At 41.1% G+C, this 18,599-nt stretch carries 17 protein-coding genes; 4 read left to right on the top strand and 13 right to left on the bottom strand.

Features of this window, described 5'->3' with window-relative positions; genetic code table 11:
• The first annotated feature begins 155 nt into the window (after positions 1-155).
• Positions 156-1,166 carry an aspartate--ammonia ligase gene (gene asnA, locus CD03_RS0130470; RefSeq protein WP_027296848.1) on the top strand — a complete coding sequence of 337 codons (1,011 nt, stop codon included), beginning with the start codon at positions 156-158 and terminating at the stop codon, positions 1,164-1,166.
• A 99-nt stretch (positions 1,167-1,265) separates the two neighbouring features.
• Here asnA and CD03_RS0130465 read toward each other — a convergent pair whose 3' ends face one another.
• From CD03_RS0130465 to CD03_RS0130450, 4 genes are all read right to left on the bottom strand, one after another.
• Positions 1,266-2,711, bottom strand: coding sequence for an aminoacyl-histidine dipeptidase (locus tag CD03_RS0130465; protein WP_027296847.1), 1,446 nt, complete (start codon positions 2,709-2,711; stop codon positions 1,266-1,268).
• Positions 2,712-3,169: 458 nt separating this feature from the next.
• Positions 3,170-4,606: a M20/M25/M40 family metallo-hydrolase gene (locus CD03_RS0130460; protein ID WP_027296846.1), complete on the bottom strand. Its 1,437-nt coding sequence runs from the start codon at positions 4,604-4,606 to the stop codon at positions 3,170-3,172.
• 50 nt (positions 4,607-4,656) lie between these two features.
• On the bottom strand, positions 4,657-5,337 hold the full coding sequence (locus tag CD03_RS0130455; protein WP_044289769.1) for a hypothetical protein: 681 nt from the start codon (positions 5,335-5,337) through the stop codon (positions 4,657-4,659).
• A 12-nt stretch (positions 5,338-5,349) separates the two neighbouring features.
• Positions 5,350-6,087, bottom strand: a complete 738-nt coding sequence (locus CD03_RS0130450) for a DUF5058 family protein (protein ID WP_027296844.1) — start codon at positions 6,085-6,087, stop codon at positions 5,350-5,352.
• Between the two features lie 401 nt (positions 6,088-6,488).
• Here CD03_RS0130450 and CD03_RS0130445 point away from each other — a divergent pair, with 401 nt between their 5' ends.
• Positions 6,489-7,142, top strand: a complete 654-nt coding sequence (locus CD03_RS0130445; protein ID WP_027296843.1) for a DsbA family oxidoreductase — start codon at positions 6,489-6,491, stop codon at positions 7,140-7,142.
• 107 nt (positions 7,143-7,249) lie between these two features.
• On the opposite strand, the gene CD03_RS0130440 is transcribed toward CD03_RS0130445, so the two are convergent.
• The 5 genes from CD03_RS0130440 to CD03_RS0130420 form a co-directional block, all read right to left on the bottom strand.
• A complete protein-coding gene (locus CD03_RS0130440) occupies positions 7,250-8,464 on the bottom strand; it encodes an LL-diaminopimelate aminotransferase (RefSeq protein WP_027296842.1) in 1,215 nt (404 codons plus the stop codon).
• A 110-nt stretch (positions 8,465-8,574) separates the two neighbouring features.
• Positions 8,575-9,432 (bottom strand): diaminopimelate epimerase, encoded by an 858-nt coding sequence (gene dapF, locus CD03_RS0130435; protein WP_027296841.1) that lies wholly within the window; start codon positions 9,430-9,432, stop codon positions 8,575-8,577.
• Positions 9,433-9,656: 224 nt separating this feature from the next.
• Positions 9,657-10,529: a polysaccharide deacetylase family protein gene (locus CD03_RS35380; protein WP_081820433.1), complete on the bottom strand. Its 873-nt coding sequence runs from the start codon at positions 10,527-10,529 to the stop codon at positions 9,657-9,659.
• Positions 10,530-10,663: 134 nt separating this feature from the next.
• Positions 10,664-11,407, bottom strand: a complete 744-nt coding sequence (locus tag CD03_RS0130425) for an ABC transporter permease (RefSeq protein WP_027296840.1) — start codon at positions 11,405-11,407, stop codon at positions 10,664-10,666.
• Entirely contained in the window at positions 11,404-12,126 is a 723-nt protein-coding gene (locus CD03_RS0130420) for an ABC transporter ATP-binding protein (protein WP_027296839.1), read from the bottom strand. The genes CD03_RS0130425 and CD03_RS0130420 overlap by 4 nt, the downstream gene beginning before the upstream one ends.
• 224 nt (positions 12,127-12,350) lie before the next feature.
• Here CD03_RS0130420 and CD03_RS35375 point away from each other — a divergent pair, with 224 nt between their 5' ends.
• The gene (locus tag CD03_RS35375; protein ID WP_081820432.1) at positions 12,351-13,244 is read left to right on the top strand and encodes an RNA polymerase sigma factor; all 894 of its coding nucleotides are present in this window, start codon (positions 12,351-12,353) and stop codon (positions 13,242-13,244) included.
• Positions 13,245-13,363: 119 nt separating this feature from the next.
• On the opposite strand, the gene CD03_RS0130410 is transcribed toward CD03_RS35375, so the two are convergent.
• Positions 13,364-14,455 (bottom strand): serine hydrolase domain-containing protein, encoded by a 1,092-nt coding sequence (locus CD03_RS0130410; protein ID WP_027296838.1) that lies wholly within the window; start codon positions 14,453-14,455, stop codon positions 13,364-13,366.
• A 207-nt stretch (positions 14,456-14,662) separates the two neighbouring features.
• Here CD03_RS0130410 and CD03_RS0130405 point away from each other — a divergent pair, with 207 nt between their 5' ends.
• Positions 14,663-15,427: an SDR family NAD(P)-dependent oxidoreductase gene (locus CD03_RS0130405; protein WP_027296837.1), complete on the top strand. Its 765-nt coding sequence runs from the start codon at positions 14,663-14,665 to the stop codon at positions 15,425-15,427.
• A gap of 148 nt (positions 15,428-15,575) precedes the next feature.
• On the opposite strand, the gene nadC is transcribed toward CD03_RS0130405, so the two are convergent.
• Genes nadC through nadA form a run of 3 tightly spaced genes read right to left on the bottom strand, consistent with a single transcriptional unit; the run spans position 15,576 to position 18,535 of the window.
• Positions 15,576-16,427, bottom strand: coding sequence for a carboxylating nicotinate-nucleotide diphosphorylase (nadC, locus tag CD03_RS0130400; protein WP_027296836.1), 852 nt, complete (start codon positions 16,425-16,427; stop codon positions 15,576-15,578).
• Positions 16,424-17,608 (bottom strand): L-aspartate oxidase, encoded by a 1,185-nt coding sequence (locus tag CD03_RS35370; protein WP_044289768.1) that lies wholly within the window; start codon positions 17,606-17,608, stop codon positions 16,424-16,426. The genes nadC and CD03_RS35370 overlap by 4 nt, the downstream gene beginning before the upstream one ends.
• A gap of 18 nt (positions 17,609-17,626) precedes the next feature.
• Positions 17,627-18,535: a quinolinate synthase NadA gene (gene nadA, locus CD03_RS0130390; protein WP_027296835.1), complete on the bottom strand. Its 909-nt coding sequence runs from the start codon at positions 18,533-18,535 to the stop codon at positions 17,627-17,629.
• Positions 18,536-18,599 lie beyond the last annotated feature (64 nt).

Here is an 18,599-nt window from a genome sequence, read left to right as displayed (position 1 = left end):
ACAACCTCCAAAATCTATTTACAAACACCCACGTTTTATGATAACATGAAACCATTGTTTTAACATCTGTCAACAGTTCATCCTTCTTTTGTCTGGCGGCATACCAGTCCGTCTTCGGAAGAAACACAATATTATCTTTAAAGGAGATGTCACAAATGGAACAATTAATGATACCAGAAGGTTACAAATCCCAGTTGAACCTGCACGATACACAGATCGGGATCAAAACAGTTAAAGATTTCTTTCAGCAGTCTCTTGCACAACGCCTGAATCTGCTGCGTGTGTCCGCACCTCTTTTTGTTACTCCGGATTCCGGTCTGAATGATAATTTAAACGGTGTAGAGCGTCCGGTCAGCTTTGGCATTAAAGAACAGGGCGATGCCCCAGCTGAAATTGTACACTCTCTCGCTAAATGGAAACGATATGCATTGAAAAAATACGGTTTTTCTCATGGAGAAGGCCTGTATACGGATATGAGTGCTATCCGTCGTGATGAAGATACCGATAACATCCATTCCATCTATGTTGATCAATGGGATTGGGAGAAAATCATTACAAAAGAAGAACGAAATGAGGAGACTCTGAAAGAAGTTGTGCGCACTGTTTATAAGTCTCTTAAAAAAACAGAGAAATATATGGCAATTCAGTATGATTACATCGAAGAAATCCTCCCAAAAGAAATTTTCTTCATTACTTCCCAGGAATTAGAGGATATGTATCCGGACTGTGTTCCAAAGGAACGTGAATACAATATTGCTAAATTAAAAGGTGCCGTATTTATTATGCAGATCGGCGGTATTCTTGCTTCCGGTGAAAAACATGACGGCCGAGCACCGGATTATGACGACTGGTCCTTAAACGGTGATATCATTGTCTACTATCCGGTACTTGATATTGCTCTTGAACTGTCTTCCATGGGTATCCGCGTGGACGAAGATGCTTTACAAAAACAGCTGGAAATTGCCGGCTGCCCGGATCGTGCAGAAATGCCTTTCCAAAAAGCAATTATGAATCAGGAACTTCCATACACAATCGGCGGCGGTATCGGGCAGTCCCGCATCTGTATGTTCTATCTCAGAAAAGCACATATCGGTGAAGTGCAGGCTTCCCTGTGGCCTGAAAGCGTAATGCAGAAAGCCCGGGATAATGACATAGACCTGCTGTAATATTCCGGTTTTCCATACGAAAGGCAAATGCAAAAAAGGAACGTCAGCAAGAGGGTATCACTACTCCCCTGCTGACGTTCCTTTTCTATCTTTACTCTATTATTTTCTCTTTAAAACTTCCACCAGATACTCCCAGACTCTCCTGGTAGAGGAGATGCTGAGTTTCTCATCCGTAGTATGAACATGTACCATATCCGGTCCAATGGACACACAATCCAGACCTTCGATTTTACCGGATAAAAGTCCGCATTCCAGCCCGGCATGAATCGCCTGCGGAATCATATCTTTGCCATACATATCCTGATAAACGGAAAGCATCTTATCTCTTAAAGGAGATTCTAATTTATATTCCCATGCAGGGTAGTCTCCCTCCTGTGAATAAGATCCGCCCGCCATTGCACAGAGCCCGGTTATCCTGTCAATCAGATAATCTTTAGATGTCTGCACGGAACTTCTGACTGCTCCTGCTGCTTTAAATTCATTTTCTTCCAGCTTCATAACACCCAGATTCACTGAAGTTTCTACCAGACCTTTAATTGATGCACTCATAGCCTGTACACCATTTGGAACTGCAATCAGATATGTGGCTATCCGGTCAAATGCATCTTTGGTAAGGCAGTCCTTTACCGCGGATTCCTTCTTCTCCATCTTCACTTTCGCATCCGGATCTTTTACAGCCAGTTCATGCTGCATTGCCCCTTCAAATTTTTTAACTGCTGCTTCAAAGTTCGCTGCATCTGCTTCACTTATCAATACTACTGCTTTCGCTGCTTTAGGAATTGCATTATCCTTTTCTCCGCCTTCCAGAGAAACCAGGGAAACCGGCACTTCTTTCGCTGTCTGATATAAGAGTCTTCCCATCAGACAGTTTGCATTTCCTCTTTCTTTATGAATCTCAATTCCGGAATGCCCTCCAAGAAGTCCGGTCATCGAAATTTCATAAGTGATTCCTTCCCGCTTTTCTCTTGCAACAGGTATGGTGCATCTTAAACTGCAGCCGCCTGCACAACTGGTAAGCAGAAAACCTTCCTCTTCAGAATCAATATTGATCAGCTGCTTTCCTTTCAGCATAGATAAATCAATGCCCTTTGCACCATCCAGGCCAACTTCCTCATCCACGGTGAGTATAGCCTCTAATCTGGGGTGCTCTAACGAATCAGAATCCATCAGTGCCAGCGCAAATGCAACAGCAATTCCATCATCACCACCAAGAGACGTATTCTTAGCATAAATAAAATCTCCATCTATGCCTAAGGATAAACCGTCTTTTTCCATATCAATATCACTGTCTGGTGTTTTTACGGCAACCATATCCATATGTCCCTGAATAATTACTGGTTTTTCCTGCTCATAACCTTTCGCAGCTTCCTTAATAATGATTACATTCTTAAGTTCATCCTGGTAATATTCCAGGTTTCTATCTTTTGCAAATTTTACAAGGTATGCGCTGATTTGCTCCACATTTCCTGATCCATGAGGGATACTGCAGATCTCCTCAAAAAATTTAAAAACTGAATTTGGTTCCAGATTACTTAATACACCCATTGTTCTGCTCCTTTTTCTCTATATATTTTTTATGTTATCCACATGTAAATTGAATTTATAGATTGGCTTTATTAGAAAAATCAAAAACGTAACGCCAATAATATGATTATAACTTTTTAATGAGAGATTTTCAAGAATAAATATCTTCCACGTTTGGTTTCATTTAGTTGACACACCATTTGTCCTGTCATTTATGCACAGTAATAAATTGCATAAAAATCATTGACATTTTGATCAAAATATTTATAGACTCATACAAAGTAACTATGTATCCATAGGATACACAACCCCCCACGGAATGGTGCTCCCGCGGGGGTTTTTTGTTTAGCTGTCTTTCTTGTCTTTACTTAGCCACCTGCAAATATAATAAGCGGCTATACTTGCAATTATTGAAATCACAAATGTAACTGTCAGCAAGTATTACTATTCACAACTACTTTGTAATCGCCTTATAACGTTTAAGATTTCTGAATAATTGCCTTATAAAAGTCAACGCCTTTTGGCAGAACATTCATACTAATGTTTTCATTCAGCCCATGAATACTTTCATATTGCTGTTTGGTAATGGACAGGGGTGCAAACCGAATACAATCGGCACAGATATCTTTATAATATTTTGCATCTGTACCACCTGTCATAATATACGGGCTGACGCCGATACCCGGGAACAGTTCGTGTATGGTCTGTTCTACTTTTGCAAACTGTTCTCCTTTATAGTTTACTACCGGGCAGGGGTAGTCTTTATAGATGACACTGGTCTCCAGATTATATGCTTTTGCCTTCTCTGAAATTAATGCGATACTCTCATCTGTTGGCTGATGAGGAATAAAGCGAAGATTAGCTGTTACATATGCTTCCTGAGGAAGAACATTTAAGCCCTCGGAACCTTTTCCGGTAGTAAATGCTATCGTTGTCTGGAGCATTGCCGCGCCTGCCGGGCTGATCACGGGCATGACTTTTTTTAATACCGGTTTGAATAGCCAGAGATTTGCAAATATCACTTTCATTCCAAAGCTCATATTAGGGGTCAGCCTGCGAAACATTTCAAGTACTGTCTGGCTAAATTCCACACGGAACGGATGATGTTTTTCCACATCATTAATAAATGCCGCAAGTCTCGCCCACGGTGAATTTTTGCCGGGTGCACTTGCGTGCCCTCCGGTTCCTTTCGCCGTAAACTTAACATCCCCGTATCCTTTTTCTAAAACACCTACCATTGCGTAAGTGCCCTTCACTCCGGGTATGGGCTCTGACATGATCATTCCGCCTTCATCGATCAGAAGTCCAAGTTTTACTCCTTTTTCTTTTAAGTATTTCACAGTTAACGGGGCACCTTCTCCGCTGAATTCTTCTGTACAGCTGCTGGCAAGATATACATCACATTGAGGCTTGTATCCCTCTTTGAGCAATTCCTCTACTGCTGTTAACAGACAAAACAGGCTGCCTTTTGTGTCTACCGTCCCTCTGCCCCATATATTTTCACCTACAATTTCACCGCTAAAAGGAGGATGTTCCCATGTTCCGTTTGCCTCCACTACGTCCTGATGGCTCATCAGTAAAATTGGATCCCCTTTACCTTTTCCACTCCATTTAAATAACAGGCTTCCGTTAAAAACATGTTTTTCACAGTCTTTATTAATATTCGGAAATAACTCTTCCAATACTTTATGAAAATCATAAAATTTTGTTTTATCATCCTCAAATCTGCTGGACACCGTTTCACATTGAATCATTCTGGATAACCGCTCTCCATATTGTCTGGAACGTTTTGGATCTCCTTTTTCGATTGTTGCGTTCAAAGCTTCCGTAGGTTTCATCATACATGCCCTGATTAAGACGATTGCTGCCAGCAAAACAATAATCAGCACAATTGCTAATACGATCCATTTCAACATTATTAAATCCTTCTTTCCTTTTTCGTTCTTTGTTTTTTGTTCTTTCCGGTTTACAACATATTTTTACGATAAAGCAAATATCCGATGCCAAGTGCCATACCGCCTGCAGGAATTAACAGAAGACTGGTCTGGGGAATCGCAGCCGGAACAATTACGCACAACAGTGTCATTGTAAGCAGAGGTATAAATGCGATTTTCAAGCTCTTAATAAAATACTTCAAACCAAGTGCGCCGAACAATGCCGGAACTACCGTGTCAAATGCAGGTGTCAGCACCGGATTCTGCAATACCGGAGTTAACGGTACCAGTAAAAGTACACCTATAAATATAACCAGCATGGTCACCAATGCACTCACAGAAATACTGATAGTAGAAATAATTTCGTTTTCCACTGTCCCAACTTCTGTCTTTGCAATATCCCTGCTGTTCATGGCGCAGGGAATTTTCAAATTCGTAACATTTCCCGTAAGGAATGTCAGATAACTGCCGCCGGTTCCAAGCATGGGAGCATATACCAGAAATTCCACGATAGCTACAGGAATGTAAATAATCCCAACCTTAATGATGCCTTTTAAAAATCCGGACATATCCGGCATTACCCCATAGAGCAGACCCATTAAAAGGGGTGCTCCTATCAGTAAAACGATTGCCACTCCCAGCGTAATTCTGCCTAACATATGCAATTGCTGATTAAATTTTTGTAAATATACTTCTTTTGCATTCTGATCCATAACTCTGCCTCCTTATGCCAATTTCATTAATACAGCTGCAATCATGCCCACCAGCATACTGGTAGCCACACTGAAATTATCCAGCCATGCCATTTGTTTCTTCTGGGTAAAATACTCAAATATTGCCATTACCACAGCAGATATTCCGGCCACTGCTAACGGCAGATAATTCCCTGAGGATGTAAAAGTTCCCACATAGGATCCTATGTATGCACTGCATAGCCCAATAAACATCGCTATTGTGGCATATGCCCCAAATCCAGGCTTACCGGTCTTTTTCTGTGTCGTAGTTTTTTGTACCTTTCCCAGATATTTCTTCAGTCCAAAGATACAGCAGATTACTCCACCCAGAATTCCCACCGTCATAACCAGTGCGATGGTGCTAAAAGCCTGCACCGACATCTCGCTTACTTTAAGTCCTGTAAGACCGATACTGGTGGCTGAAATCTCCGCAACGTTCAATTCATACTGCAGGGCACCGATTACGGATAGCCTAAGCCAGGAAAACGGAACTCCCAGTGTTCCGCTAAGTGCAATTACACCTAATAATATGCTGATACTTGGCAGTACGGTAAACGTGGCACTGGATGTAATTGCTCTTTTTAATACTTTTTTATCCATACCTATGGCAATGCCTGCACGGTAGCTTTTTACCAAAAATACCACACACATTACTACGATAAACAAAAGTACCCCGCCTACGATCAAATAGAACGGTAATGCATTAACTTGTGACAAATACTCTCCCATAAATAAATCTCCTCTCTTTTTTCGGGTTTATACAGAAAACTTAATACCATTTTACTTCATATTCAGTAAAAAAGGAAGTAAAATTGCTTGTTTGAATAGTTCCTATTTCCCCGAATATTGCTTGTTCTATTCCTTGAGTTATACTATAATACCAGAGTGAACAATTTCTTGAATTTGGGTTTAAGTGATTATGGGACGCTTTGTAGATAGTACGATGTACTGAAAGATGGGAGTGGAAACTTGTATGAACTCCGTCAGCTGGCCACAGAACTGGTTTTCTCAGCAGGGTGTTGACCCCTGGCTGTGTCCGGCGGTTCGTTTTAGGAGGCAGCAGAGCGTAATTAATTGCAAATAACTGAAAATGTTTTAAATTCTGAAACAGAAAATCGAAAGGAAAAAAAATGAGTCTGAAAATTAAAGTATTTTTTGATTTTGTATGCCCATTCTGTTACCTGGAATTTTTTTCTCTGAAACAGGCTGCAAATGGACTGGATGTAACATTTGAAAGGATTCCTCATGAACTGCGCCGTCCGCCATCTCCAATGGCTGACCCCATGCATGATGAAGCCCGCTTAAAAAGATTTGATGAAGTTTTGCTCCCGGCGGCCAGGGAACTTGGGTTGCCAATGCAGCTTCCCAGACTTTCTCCGCATCCTTATTCTACAAATACGTTTTTAGGTCTGCTTTACTGCGAATATCATGGTGTTGGACAGGAATATACGGAAAAAGTATTTACAACCTTTTATGAAGATGAAAAAGATATCGGCGACCTGAACGTATTAGGCGCCATCGCAAAAGAGCTGGAACTAAACGAAAAAGAATTCCTGGAAGAGATCACTTCTAAATCGCAGCTTGCACGGCTCGATGAGCTCAATGCCCTATCAGAAGAATATGACATAACCAGTATTCCGGTAATTTATATAGGGGATACACGTCTGCCTGGTTACCATACACCGGAGGTATACGCACAGGCAATTGCAGATGCTTTATTACAGCAGGAAACTACATCTGTTTCCGGAATGAGCTGCGGTATAGACGGGCACTGCGGATTTTAAAAACAGCCCGGAATCCTTGATGTGGACCCATAAAAGCAGAAGCGTCTGATATTCATCAGTCTGCTTTGGAGATCCTATCAGGATTTCGGACTGTTTTTTAATTGTTATTACATTTTCTTAATTCTATCAATAGCAGCAACCGTATTTTCGTAACTGCCAAATGCAGTAAGACGAAAATATCCTTCACCGCTTGGTCCAAATCCGGAACCCGGTGTTCCAACCACATTTGCCTTTTCAAGCAGATAATCAAAGAATTCCCAGGAAGTCATACCCTTAGGAGTCTGCAGCCAGATATATGGTGCATTTACACCGCCGGATACGGTATAACCGGCATCCTTCAGGCCATCAAAGATTACTTTTGCATTGTTCATATAATAGGATACCTGTTGCTTTAACTGCTCCTTCCCCTGAGGCGTATACACAGCTTCTCCGGCTTTTTGAATAATATAAGGTGCACCATTATATTTTGTGCCGTGGCGCCTTGCCCATAGTGAATGAAGGGATACATCTCCGGCTTTTAATTCTTTTGGAATAACCGTGAATCCAAGCCGTGTCCCGGTAAATCCCGCATTTTTCGAAAAGCTGCGAAGTTCAATTGCGCAGGTTCTGGCTCCAACACATTCGTAAATGGAATGTGGTACATTTTCTTCAGATATATATGCTTCATAAGCCGCATCGTAGATAATTACGGCGCCTTCTTTATTGGCATAATCTACCCAGACCTGTAATTGATCCTTTGTAATCGTAGAACCCGTTGGATTATTTGGGAAACAAAGATAGATAATATCCGGTCTCTCCTTTGGAAGTTCGGGTGCGAAATTATTTTCAGCTGTACATGGCATATAGATTACATCACTCCATGTCTCGGTTCCGGTATTATACGTTCCGGTTCTTCCAGCCATTACATTTGTGTCCACATAAACCGGATAGACCGGGTCACATACAGCAATTTTATTATCAACACTAAATATTTCCTGAATATTACCTGAATCACACTTTGCACCGTCAGAGATGAAGATTTCATCGGCTGCAATGCTGCATCCTCTGTCTTCATAATCATTTCTGGCAATGGCACTTCTTAAAAATTCATATCCAAGATCCGGAGCATAGCCGTGAAACGTTCTTGCATCGGACATTTCATCCACTGCATCATGCAGGGCTGTAATGATCGCCGGCGCCAGTGGCTGAGTAACATCTCCAATTCCAAGTCGTATAATATTTTTATCCGGATTTGCTTCTGTAAATGCAGCAACTTTTTTGCCTATCGTCGAAAACAAATAACTTCCCGGTAATTTTAAATAATTATCATTGATTTTAAACATAGCGGCCTCCTCGCTTATAACATGCTTGTTTTGTGCTTGTTTCGTGTTTGTTTCGTGTTTATCTTATACCTATGCTTCGTCTATTTTTCCAGAGCATGTTTGAAAATTGCTTACTGACAGCTCTGCGACTCATCCGGCAAAGTTATCTCGCCGTCGAATACTACGGTAGCAGAACCAGTCATATATACACGGTCTGCTTTTCGGTCCCACTCAATTTTTAAGTCTCCGCCTAACAGTTTTACAGTTACCTCATCCTCTGTATAACCATTTAAAATAGATGCCACTGCTACGGCACAGGCACCCGTACCACAGGCAAGCGTTTCTCCCGAACCTCTTTCCCATACACGCATTTCGGCGGTATGTCTGTCTATAATCCGAACAAATTCCGTATTTACACGATCCGGAAAACAGGGATGATTTTCAAAGCCCGGACCGATTTCTTCTATCTTCAGTCCCTGCACATCGTCTACATAGACAATCGTATGTGGATTTCCCATAGAAACCGCTGTCATATGATATGTTTTTCCATCTACGGTAACAGGCTCGTCCACTACTTTATCCTTCTGGGAAATAACAGGTATTTTACCGGATTCCAGTATTGGCGCACCCATGTCTACTTTTACATAAGCCACCTTACCCTGTTCTACCGTAAGATGCAGATATTTAATTCCGCTTTTTGTTTCTATACTGATCTCTGTCTGATCGGTCAAACCATAATCATACACATATTTCGCCACACACCGGATTCCATTTCCGCACATTGCACCCTGGGAGCCGTCTGCGTTATACATGTCCATCATAAAGTCTGCCCTCTTAGAAGGTTTGATTAATATTAACCCGTCTGAGCCAATTCCAAAGTGTCTGTCACTAACAAATACCGCTGTCCTTCCCGGGTCTGCAACTTGTTCCTCAAAGCAGTTTACATACACATAATCATTGCCGATTCCGTGCATCTTTGTAAATTTCATCATATCCCTCCTCGCTTAAATATGGTATTTACGGTGATAAGTATAGCATGATATATTTGAAACCTCAATATTTTTATTCCATTTTAATCTCCCTGCTGCCATTTATGGCACCTGAAAAGTATGCAGATTCAGCTATATGACAATACCTGTGATAGTCATGATTTAACCGGCAGCAAGCCGGACAGCCTCAATACATCTGAGACTGCCCGGCTTACGGTTTCTGATCACTGCCCGCTGCTGGTCTGGGTTTTGGAATTGTTCTGAATATCATCACTGATCTGCTTTCCTGCCTGATCCATATGGTATTTATCCTGATAAATCAACTGGGATATCGGTACGATCTCGTATCCCTTATCCTGAAGACCGGTAATGACGGTATCCAGAGCCTGTGCTGTATATTTTGCGCCATTATGCATAAGAATAATAGCACCCTTATCCAATGCTTTATTCTGGGTGACAGTCTGGATGATATTTTCCACACCGTAATCTTTCCAATCTAAGCTGTCCACGCTCCATTGTATCGGGAAATAACCACAGGCATAAGCATCTTTTATAACATGATTATCGTAGTCTCCATACGGCGGACGAAACAGATTCATTTCAATTCCGGTCAGAGCTTTCACCTTGTCATGTACCTTCATAATTTCCTGTTTGCACTGTTCATCACTCAGCTGGCTCATATTTTTGTGGTTTTCACTGTGATTTCCAAGATCATGGCCCGCTGCTGCAATTCGTTTTACGTCATCCGGGAAAGCCTCAACCCATCCACCGGTCATGAAAAATGTAACATGTACGTTATGTTTTGCCAGAATATCCAGTATCTCCTGTGTATCTTCATTTCCCCAGGCCGCATCAAAAGACAGTGCCACCTGGTTCTTCTGGGTATCTACACAGTAAATCGGAAGTTCCCTGTTTCCTACCGTACTGCTCCCTGCCGTCTGAAGGGTAATTCCCCCAAAGCTGTAAATTCCCCCCATTACCAGAACAGCGCACAAGAGCAGAATGCCGATTCCTCTGTATTGATGGAACTTAGTCTCTTTATCCGGGCCCGGCTCTGATTCTCTGACAACATTCTGGTTTGATTGTTTCTCACTCATATGCCACTCCTAAATATCGGTTCTGGTTATAGTATATGAGACACAATTTAAGAATATAATGAGAATTTCGACATACAAGCTATCTGTTTTTGCCAGTTTGAATTTTCGTGGATAGTCATCTACACATAAATAGACTATTCCCATCGGAATTTCTTTATGGAAATGATAATTCCTGCCGCCGCTACCGTTATCATTATAATACTGGGAACTAAAATTTCTGTTTTCCCGGTCCCCATTGAGAACCCTTTCAGTAATTTAATCCCCTGGGTCAAAGGTAGAATGTTTGCCGCTTTCTGCAATGCCTGGGGCAGTATCTCATAAGGAATTGTAGCTCCTGAGAGAAACAGCATAGGGAAATAAATCAGTGTACATACCAGATTTGCCACCTTAAGGGTCCGGCAAAGACTGGCCAGCATCATTCCCAGGGCATACATGGAAATCAGAACCAGAATATAGGCAAATAGAAAACCTATCTTTGACCCCCTCATCCGATATCCGAACACAAACTTCATCACCAGTAAAATAGCCGTGGCTGAAACAAGTGAATTAAGGAAATTAATAGCTACCTGTACCATTAAAAGCAGCATCGGGCTGACCGGTGTGACAAAAAAATGTTTCAATATCTTCTTGTCACGGTAATCCGAAAGCCCAAGCGGAATTCCCATAAATGCAGTTGCGCAGATTCCTACCGTAATAAGTGCCGGAAAGGATGCCTCCAGGAAAGTATACGCAGCCCCTTCATAAGCAGGCTTATCCCCACAGATAAAACCAATTAGTATCGCAATTCCAACCGGCATAAAGACGCCAAAGAAGATTCCGTCTATTCCCCTGACTGCAATCTTCCCCTCAATTTTCAGCAGTGTTAAAAATCGTTTCATTTAACTACCTCCTCTCCCATATACCAAAGATAAGCATCCTCCAGTGAATCATAAGGACTTTTTTCAATCACTGTTTTCACAGGACCGCACTCCACTTTTTTTCCTTCTTTTATGATGCAGATATTGTCGCAAAGCGCTTCTACCTCATCCATGTAGTGGGAAGTCAGAAATATCGTCACTCCCACTTTCTTCAGTTTCACCAGCTGATTCCAGACTTCTCTTCTTGCCAGGGTATCCAATCCGGTTGTCAGTTCATCTAAAAAGATCACATCCGGCTTGGGGAGCAGAGCTAATAAAACTGACAGCTTCTGTTTTTCCCCTCCGGACAACGTGGATACATACTGGGCTTTGCATTTTGAAAGTCCAAACTGTTCCAGAAGTTCATGATAATTACCAGGATTCTTATATAACACTGCATTCTCCTCACATAGCTCACCAACCTTAATCTTATCCTGATATGAGGTATGCTGCAGCTGTACACCCACCCGTTCGAATAATACTTTCCGCTTCTTTACCGGATCCATTCCCAAAATATGAACCTCACCTTTTGAATAAGATTTCAGTCCCAGCATACAATCTATGGTGGTACTTTTCCCTGCTCCATTGTGTCCCAGCAATCCGAAGACCTCACCTTTGCTTACTGAAAATGAAAGATCTTTCACAGCAGTTTTTCCTCCAAAGTGTTTCTCTAAATGCCTTACTTCAATTACATTTCCCATCGTTTCTCCTTTCTGTTGCACCACTTTTCCCTATTGCAAATACCATACTTTTACAATAGTTTTCCTGTTGCAAAGGTAAGGATATATGCTCCTGTAAGGGGAGAGTCAAGTCTTATTTACAACTGAACCGTAACCGTTTTTCTACTTTCGTACAGCCTTTGTCTGTGCTATACTATTGCTATCAGACAGTTACCTGTCCCAAATAAACTACAACGGAGAAAACTATGGAAAACACAACCAAAAATTTGTATCATGATAATTCTGATACAGACTACACCAATGATGAGTGGAACGAATTCGTTGATCTGGCTGTATCCGGTGACAGATCCGCTATGGAAACCCTCCTTGTTTCTATACAGGATTTAATCTTTAATCTGTCTTTGAGAATGCTTGGAACAATACCGGATGCTGAAGATGCCGTTCAGGAAATTACCATCCGGATCATGACCCACTTAGAGACTTTTCGCAAAGAAAGCTCCTTTACCACCTGGGCTTTTCGCATTGCTGTAAACCATTTAAAAAACTACAAAAAAAGTATGTTTGCAAAGAGACCTCTCAGCTTTGAATTCTATGGATATGATATTAAAAACGGTGCAGCAAACGATATCCCTGACCCGGCTCAAAATGTTGAGCAGCCATTGTTAGAGCAGGAACTAAAATTGTCCTGTACCAATGTCATGCTGCAGTGCCTGGATCCGGACAGCCGCTGCATATTCATTCTGGGAACCATGTTTAAAGCGGACAGCAAAATAGCAGGCGAAATACTGAATATCACCCCTGAGGCATATCGCCAGAGACTCTCCCGCATCCGGAAAAAGATGGCTGCATTTCTGGATGAGTATTGTGAACTTGGGAAACAGGGCTTTTGCCGCTGCCGCAAACGTATCCCTTACGCAATGGAAACCCACCGTCTGAATCCGCAAAACCTGGAATACTCATCACTGGAAGTTCTCCCTGAAGAACTCCTGATCAGCTGTAAAAATGCAATGGAACAAATAGACGATCTCTCTCTTGCATTTTCCAGCATGCCCCAATACCGGACACCGGAAAATGCGAGAACATTTTTTATGAATCTGCTAAAGACGGATTGTTATGCAAAAATAGAGAAGGTGAACTAATATAAAATTACTTTTTTTCGAATAAATAAATTTCCTGGAGATTAGATGTGAATACACTTTATAAAATAAGAAATGCAGAAAGAAAATCTCACGAATGTACAGAAGCTTTAGTTGCTATTTCATGCATGATAATAATTATGATAAATTTCCGTTTGCATAGCTCTGTGCATTTTCCACACATCACAATTTTGATTCGATAGTATACTTAGAGTAAGATCTGCTTTCGGGTAATAGGAAAACATCGCCGATACACCTTCATTGATTCCTTCTTTATAAATGCAGAAAATATCATCCTTAATTTCAAGAAACTCGAAAGCATACCCCATTCTAACTCTTGCATCTGCCACTTCATTCCACTGGGACTTTCTTGTGAAATCACAGTGGGGTTCCAACAACATTTTTGAAAATTCATGGGACATAAGGGTATTTGCTTTGATACTTCTTATAAATCGGTCCAGGTCTTCTACTGTTGTATATGCCCCGCTGTCAGCAGCTCCAATGGGCGGATAGCTGTAAATATTTTTTCTAAATCCACTCCATATCTCATCACCTGATTCTGTTTTCCGAAACACATCCCCATAACCTTCCGCTGTGTTTTCACATATTTCATCCATTGCACAGAACCTTGTATTCTTCATCCCTGCTTTCTCAAAAATGTTCTTCTCTACATATTCCCTATAATTCATATGGGTAATATTCTCAATTGCAAGACCTAACAAAATGAATGCACAATTATTGTATCTCACATTTGTACCTGCTTTGAAAAAGGGGTCTTTAAAAGCAAAATTCTTAAGGAAATCACGGCAATTGCGGATAGCGTAATTGGGACTTTCTATAAATAACAGGGAATAATCTTCTCCTGCCTCCTCATCTGCATCGTCTGCGATTCCCGAAGTATGGTTTAACAGATGTTCAATGCGGACATCTTCAGGGATTTTAGTTCCTGTCAGATCTACGAGATCGCGAATCCTGCTGTCTAACATCAGGAATCCCTTATCAGCCAGCTGCAGAATTGCTGCAGCTGTAAATGTCTTCGTCACAGATGCCGTATCAAATCTGGTATCTAATCTGTTCTTTATTTTATAAGCCTGATTGGCACACCCATATGCAGCGGAAAATAATACTTCATCTGAGGATTTCAGCATACAGGCCCCACTAAAGTGGTATTTTTCTGCATATTCATCGGTAAGTTTTTGAAATATTTCTTTCATGAGTAATCCCCTTCTTTTTATTAGTAAGTTACAGTATTTCATTATACTTGAAATTCTACCTGCCTTCTATTGTTTTTTACAAAATAGGATACAATAACTTATATTGTTGGGAAATGTCTACCTTTTATCCATTGACATATGGGAAGTTTCGCGCTATGATATAATTAATAACAATAATTATTACTATTTTTAGAAAGGGGATTTTATATGAAACGTTTAGAAAATAAAACCGCTATCATTACAGGCGGTAATTCAGGAATTGGGGAAACTGCGGCTCTGCTTTTTGCTGCTGAAGGAGCAAATGTTGTAATCACTGCCCGAAGGAAAGAGCAATTAGACGCTGTAGCAGAAAAAATCAGACAGGCAGGAGGTTCTGTACTTTCTATTCCCAGCGATATCTCGAACCCGGAAAGTTTCCTTGCCTTAGTCCGGGAAACTCTGGATAAATTCGGTAATATCGACATTCTTGTCAATAATGCTGGCGTCTTAGATTCTGGTCTGCTTCCGGTAGACCGGGTTCAGGATGATGAGCTGGACCGTGTCATCAATATTAATGCCAAAGGTACCATCCAATGCATTCGAACTGTATTAAATGTTATGTTGAAACATAAATCCGGTTCTATTGTGAATGTCGCTTCCATTGCAGGCGTTAATGGCGGAGGCGGTGCTGCCTATGTTGCTTCAAAAGCTGCTATCCTGGGCATCACCAGACATACTGCTCTTCGGTGTGCATCAGAAGGTATCCGATGCAATGCTCTTTGTCCCGGGTCTGTAGCCACACCTATGGGTGCCAGTGCCGCAAATTCCACCTTAGACATGGATATGCTCGGCGCTATGGCAAAACATACAGATATGAAGCTTCCTGTCTGCCAGCCACAGGACGTAGCGAATGCAATTCTTTTTCTAGCCAGCGACGAGTCAAGGGCTATTACCGGACAGGAAATTGTGATCGATTTCGGCACCAGCCTTTAAATTTATCAGATATACGTTTTACCTTATGGACTACTAGAGCGTATCGTAATGAATGATCAATAAATTTTTAAACAGATGCTGACAAAAACCTCAGGGAACATAGTAGATATGCTTCCTGAGGTTTTCTTATTAAACAGTATTTATCTTATTAAACAGCATGAAGATTTTTTAATGACACATCCAGAATAGGCGCTGAATGGGTCAGGGCGCCGCTTGATACATAGTCAACACCAACATCAATGATGTTTTTAATATTTTCTTTGGTGACATTTCCGGAACATTCAGTTTCTGCTCGGCCGTCTACCATTTCCACTGCTTTTTTCATGGTTTCCGGAGTCATGTTATCCAGCATAATAATGTCAGCACCTGCTTCCAGCGCTTCTTTTAACATCTCCAGATTTTCCACTTCCACTTCGATCTTTCTTACAAACGGTGCGTATTCTTTTGCCATTTGAATTGCTTCTTTTACTCCGCCCGCTGCTCCGATATGATTATCTTTGATCAGGATTCCATCCGAGAGATTATAACGATGATTATATCCTCCGCCTACCTTTACCGCATATTTTTCAAAAATACGCATATTTGGAGTTGTCTTGCGGGTATCCAGTAATTTTGTCTTACTGCCATTTAGCAGATCTGCAACATTTCTTGTATACGTGGCAATCCCACTCATGCGCTGTAAATAATTTAAAGCTGTTCTCTCCCCTGATAGCAACACCCGGATATCTCCGGTAACGACTGCTAAAAGATCCCCATTTTTAACCTTGTCACCATCTTTAAAAAACTTTTCTACCGTAACCTTATCATCTAATAACTCAAATACTCTGGTGAACACATCCAGACCTGCAATTACTCCATCCTGTTTACAGATAAGATCTGCTCTCCCTGGTTTACTCTCACGCATAACAGCATTTGTGGTGATATCTTCGCTGGTAATATCTTCACGCAATGCCTGCATGATAAGATTGTCTACATTTAATTTGGTTGTAATCTGATTCATGATATCATTTTCTCCTTTGATCGATTGCTCAATATATCCTTTGCAGCACGTTTTGCGAAAACAAGGCTTTCTAAAAGTGAATTACTGGCAAGGCGGTTCTTCCCGTGGACTCCGTTACAGCTGGTTTCTCCTACGGCATATAAATGCTCCATTGAAGTACGGCTATCCAGATCCACATCAATTCCTCCCATAAAATAATGCTGTGCCGGTACAACCGGTATACATTCTTTTGTAACATCAAAGCCTTCATCCAGACAGTGCTGGTAAATATTTGGAAAACGCCTGGTAACATCTATTCCCTGTATGGTCTGCATTGATAACAATACATAAGGTGTCTCATCCTTTTCCATCTGCTTATAGATTTCCTTTGTAAGCAAATCTCTGGGCAGCAGTTCATTAACAAAACGCTCACCTGCTTTATTATACAATACTGCCCCCTCACCCCTGACAGATTCTGAAATTAAAAATCTTCTGCCTGGTTTGGTAGAATACAGTGTTGTAGGGTGAATCTGTATGTAATCTAAATTCTTAAGACGAATATCATGCTTTCTTGCAATGGTAAGTGCATCTCCCGTTAGATGGGGATAATTTGTTGAATGCTGATAGCGTCCCCCGATTCCTCCGCAGGCAAGTACAATATCATGTGCCATAACCGTGGTTTCCTGCCCGTTTTCCAATTTTATTATAACACCATAACAATCATTATTGTGACTTAAAATATCTGTCATGGCTGTATGTTCCATAATGGTAATGTTCTCTTTATCCAGAACCTGTTTTAACAGCTTTCCGGTAATTTCTTTTCCGGTTACATCTTCATGGTACAAAATCCTTGGAGTGGAATGGGCACCTTCGCGGGTATAGCGAAGCTCTCCCTCTTCTGATTCAAATTCCACGCCATACCGCAGTAAATCGGATATGATTTCCCTGGAAGAACGGATCATGACTTCTACCGATTCTTTGGTATTTTCATAATGACCAGCTTTCATGGTGTCTTCAAAATAACTCTCAAAATCATTTTCATTTTTCAGAACACAGATTCCGCCCTGTGCCAAATAAGAATCGCTCTCTTCTAATCCGGCCTTTGTAATCATCAGAATCTCCAGATATTCCGGCAGATTCAATGCATTAAATAATCCGGCTACTCCGGTTCCAATAATGATTACATCATAATTTTTTTTCATAATACTCCATCTTCTTCCTTACTTCGCAAGCTCCAGCATCTTCTTCAATGGTGCATGCGCCTGGTTTATAAATGTTTCTTCTAACTCAATTAAAGGGGCTCCGTTTTCCATTGCCTGGATCATATTATCTAATGTTATTTTTTTCATATCCGGGCAGCACTGTGTTTCATTTACAAGATAAAACTTCTTTTCCGGATTCCTGTGCTGCAGTTCATATAACACACCCTTTTCTGTTACAATGATAAATTCTGATGCATCATCTTTGGAAGCGTATTCGATAATACCGGATGTACTTCCTGCATAATCAGCCATCGCGGTAACCAAAGCCTGACACTCAGGATGAACCAGAATTTTTGCTTTTGGGTGGGCTGCTTTTGCTTCCTTGATTTCCTCTTCGGTGATTCTTGCATGAACCGGACAATAACCATCGTTTAATATTATATTCTTTTCGGGCACCTGAGAGGCTACATAAGTTCCAAGATGCTGATCCGGTATAAAGAAAATATTCTTATTTGGCAATGCTCTGACAATTTTTAATGCATTGGATGAAGTTACACATACATCGGAATGAACCTTAAGTTCCGCCGTAGAATTCACATAACAGACAACTGCCACATCCTCGTATTTTCTGCGGATTTCTTCTATTTTACGGGCATCAGCCATATGTGCCATGGGACAGTCAGCCTGCATATCCGGCATTAAAACTTTTTTATCCGGATTTAAAATCTTTGCGCTCTCTCCCATAAAGCGGACACCGCAAAGTACCAGCACTTTTTCTTTTATCTTGGTGGCAATTTCACTCAGATAATAAGAATCTCCTACATAGTCTGCAATTTCCTGAACCTCATCATTTACATAATAGTGTGCGAGGATCACAGCATCTTTTTCCTTTTTTAATTCCTGGATTCTTAATTGCTTCTCGTTCATCTTGACCTCCCTTTTGTATATGTTTCGATGAATTAGTATACCACAAAACTTTACAGGTGACAAG

Source organism: Robinsoniella sp. KNHs210, from assembly GCF_000686105.1.
In the GTDB taxonomy this organism is placed as follows: Bacteria; Bacillota; Clostridia; order Lachnospirales; family Lachnospiraceae; genus Robinsoniella; species Robinsoniella peoriensis.
This window is presented reverse-complemented; position numbering and strand designations above follow the sequence as displayed.

Excerpts from the sequence above, each read along its gene's own strand:
- asnA (WP_027296848.1), top strand. The coding sequence starts at position 156 with ATGGAACAATTAATGATACCAGAAGGTTACAAATCCCAGTTGAACCTG.
- CD03_RS0130465 (WP_027296847.1), bottom strand. The coding sequence starts at position 2,711 with ATGGGTGTATTAAGTAATCTGGAACCAAATTCAGTTTTTAAATTTTTT.
- CD03_RS0130460 (WP_027296846.1), bottom strand. The coding sequence starts at position 4,606 with ATGTTGAAATGGATCGTATTAGCAATTGTGCTGATTATTGTTTTGCTG.
- CD03_RS0130455 (WP_044289769.1), bottom strand. The coding sequence starts at position 5,337 with ATGGATCAGAATGCAAAAGAAGTATATTTACAAAAATTTAATCAGCAA.
- CD03_RS0130450 (WP_027296844.1), bottom strand. The coding sequence starts at position 6,087 with ATGGGAGAGTATTTGTCACAAGTTAATGCATTACCGTTCTATTTGATC.
- CD03_RS0130445 (WP_027296843.1), top strand. The coding sequence starts at position 6,489 with ATGAGTCTGAAAATTAAAGTATTTTTTGATTTTGTATGCCCATTCTGT.
- CD03_RS0130440 (WP_027296842.1), bottom strand. The coding sequence starts at position 8,464 with ATGTTTAAAATCAATGATAATTATTTAAAATTACCGGGAAGTTATTTG.
- dapF (WP_027296841.1), bottom strand. The coding sequence starts at position 9,432 with ATGAAATTTACAAAGATGCACGGAATCGGCAATGATTATGTGTATGTA.
- CD03_RS35380 (WP_081820433.1), bottom strand. The coding sequence starts at position 10,529 with ATGAGTGAGAAACAATCAAACCAGAATGTTGTCAGAGAATCAGAGCCG.
- CD03_RS0130425 (WP_027296840.1), bottom strand. The coding sequence starts at position 11,407 with ATGAAACGATTTTTAACACTGCTGAAAATTGAGGGGAAGATTGCAGTC.
- CD03_RS0130420 (WP_027296839.1), bottom strand. The coding sequence starts at position 12,126 with ATGGGAAATGTAATTGAAGTAAGGCATTTAGAGAAACACTTTGGAGGA.
- CD03_RS35375 (WP_081820432.1), top strand. The coding sequence starts at position 12,351 with ATGGAAAACACAACCAAAAATTTGTATCATGATAATTCTGATACAGAC.
- CD03_RS0130410 (WP_027296838.1), bottom strand. The coding sequence starts at position 14,455 with ATGAAAGAAATATTTCAAAAACTTACCGATGAATATGCAGAAAAATAC.
- CD03_RS0130405 (WP_027296837.1), top strand. The coding sequence starts at position 14,663 with ATGAAACGTTTAGAAAATAAAACCGCTATCATTACAGGCGGTAATTCA.
- nadC (WP_027296836.1), bottom strand. The coding sequence starts at position 16,427 with ATGAATCAGATTACAACCAAATTAAATGTAGACAATCTTATCATGCAG.
- CD03_RS35370 (WP_044289768.1), bottom strand. The coding sequence starts at position 17,608 with ATGAAAAAAAATTATGATGTAATCATTATTGGAACCGGAGTAGCCGGA.
- nadA (WP_027296835.1), bottom strand. The coding sequence starts at position 18,535 with ATGAACGAGAAGCAATTAAGAATCCAGGAATTAAAAAAGGAAAAAGAT.